The following is a 1931-nucleotide window of genomic DNA, read 5'->3' on the forward strand; positions in this document are numbered from 1 at the left end:
GACCATTGTCGCTGTTGCTATTTTATACGCTTCTATAACGGGCCTTACACAAGAACACAAGGGGACTCAGGTGGATCAAAGATAAACTCTTATTCTTTGATTTCAGCGATCTTTTAAACTACCTGAAAAAAAGTGAGGGCGAGTATGGGCTATCTCATAACTTTAATTATATAATTTTATTACGTAATTATAACTCTATCCAGATCCATTGTCATGTTCTTTTTATAATGTTTTAGCTATACTCATGCTAAATGAAATAGTTTAAAAGTTTAATTTTATGTGTTAATAATTTTTCTTATGCAAAGATTTCTGACAGAAGAAGGTCGTCTTGCGTTAAGAACGCAGCATCAGCAAGAAAACAACCGACGCGTAGAAGATAGGATTAAGGCTGTTTTGTTATCCGACAAAGGGGGGCATCGTCAAAGTGCTAAAGCTCTTCTGATTGAAGATCGTAGAGAAGTATAAGGAGGATCAAAAATTAATGGTGTCAAGCGGTGGCTCTGTAAGCAAGCTCAATATTTCACAAACAGAAGAACTTATCGCGCATTTGGAAAGCCACCACGTATATAAAAGTGAGTGACTTGTTCGCTTAGGCATTACGTAGACAATTTAAGGCAAGACGTTGCGCGCCCATAATTTTTCATTTAAAAAGCCAGCAGCACGCCCCGAAAAGGCAGCCAAGCAGGAAGCCTTTTATTCAACGGTGATGACACACCTCCGGAGGATGAACCTGATGGGAGCCCTTGGATTTGACGGGTGGTGTTTTTAGAAACCTTGAAGACGTTTTTTGATTAGCTGAAAAGACGTTATCCAAAGGCGCCGTTCTACCTGATCTTGGATTAAGAACCCTACAAGAAAAGACACCCAAAAGCAGAAAAAGAAAGAGGGATTGAGTTGCATTATTTCCAGCCCAAACCAGACCCCCATCAAAGAATGAACATATGCGCAATAATCGATTTTTCGTCTCTGCCAAAGAGTTTTTCAAGAATATGCTGCATTTTTTCGACCAAACCTGGGACAACATCGCCATGGATCTTATCGAGCGCGTCAATGACAGCTTTCAACGCATTAGTCCAACACTTTCAGTTTGATTTGGTATATACCGTCCCATTGAGCGCAAACAAGCTTTTCATTTTTTATCAATACTATCAAAAAGTTTCCGAAAGATTACCTTAATTGAGGACGCTCCACAAGACGATCATAATTACTTCTTTTTCCACAAAAAAGAATTGATTGTCTTTTGATATTTTTTTTTGTATAATCTGTTTTCATGCCGGGTTAGCTCAGCAGGTAGAGCGACTGATTTGTAATCAGTAGGTCATTGGTTCAAATCCGATATCCGGCACGCGTAAATTATATTAATGTCGTGAATATTTTTTTATAAGTTAGTATAAATTTTCTTTGTACAGAAAAAATTGGAAGATGGAAGCGGAGAATAAGTAATGAAAGCGTAGTAATTTTTTGCTTAATTAGCTAAAAGCAAAAAAACTATCTTTGAAGCAATTTCGCCCCTGGAGAATTTCTATACGTCAAGAATGTTTTGATATAAAAAGCAAAACAATTATGTCAGACCAAGTCAATTCAGAACATAATACAAAATATCAAAAAAAATTAAGAATGGAAGCTACTGCCTAATATTATATTTTTCTACCTTCAAATGAAGAAGAAATTTAGAAAGTTTTGGTGAATTTATAGCTAAATCAGTATAAAAAGATTACGAAAAATGGAATTGAAACAAGTGGTCAATTGAGCAAGTTGAAGTTCTTCTTATATGTTTTGCTTGGGCCCATTTTTTCTCAATTGGATTTAGATCAGGGGAATAAAAAGGCAAATAAAGCAAACTATGGCATCTTTTGCATAGCTTTTCCTTTATAGAAAGTAGTATTATCCATACACTACCGCTTTCTTTTGGAAGGTTTGGTAGCACCCAA

The 1931-nt window shown here is 36.2% G+C and carries 3 protein-coding genes and 1 tRNA gene; 2 read left to right on the forward strand and 2 right to left on the reverse strand.

Translation table 11 applies throughout. The features are described from left to right. Positions 1 to 297 precede the first annotated feature (297 nt). Positions 298 to 465, forward strand: coding sequence for a hypothetical protein (locus K737_RS09790; RefSeq protein ID WP_024161315.1), 168 nt, complete (start codon positions 298 to 300; stop codon positions 463 to 465). Positions 466 to 926: 461 nt separating this feature from the next. Here the strand turns inward: K737_RS09790 and K737_RS10820 are convergent, their stop codons facing one another. Further along, the gene (locus tag K737_RS10820) at positions 927 to 1064 is read right to left on the reverse strand and encodes a hypothetical protein (protein WP_023491893.1); all 138 of its coding nucleotides are present in this window, start codon (positions 1062 to 1064) and stop codon (positions 927 to 929) included. Positions 1065 to 1272: 208 nt separating this feature from the next. Here K737_RS10820 and K737_RS00565 point away from each other — a divergent pair. Continuing rightward, positions 1273 to 1345: transfer RNA gene (locus K737_RS00565), tRNA-Thr, on the forward strand. 369 nt (positions 1346 to 1714) lie between these two features. On the opposite strand, the gene K737_RS11660 is transcribed toward K737_RS00565, so the two are convergent. After that, positions 1715 to 1927 (reverse strand): transposase, encoded by a 213-nt coding sequence (locus K737_RS11660; RefSeq protein WP_407636431.1) that lies wholly within the window; start codon positions 1925 to 1927, stop codon positions 1715 to 1717. Positions 1928 to 1931 lie beyond the last annotated feature (4 nt).

This window comes from Holospora undulata HU1, assembly GCF_000388175.3.
GTDB lineage: Bacteria > Pseudomonadota > Alphaproteobacteria > Holosporales > Holosporaceae > Holospora > Holospora undulata_A.

Excerpts from the sequence above, each read along its gene's own strand:
- K737_RS09790 (WP_024161315.1), top strand. The coding sequence starts at position 298 with ATGCAAAGATTTCTGACAGAAGAAGGTCGTCTTGCGTTAAGAACGCAG.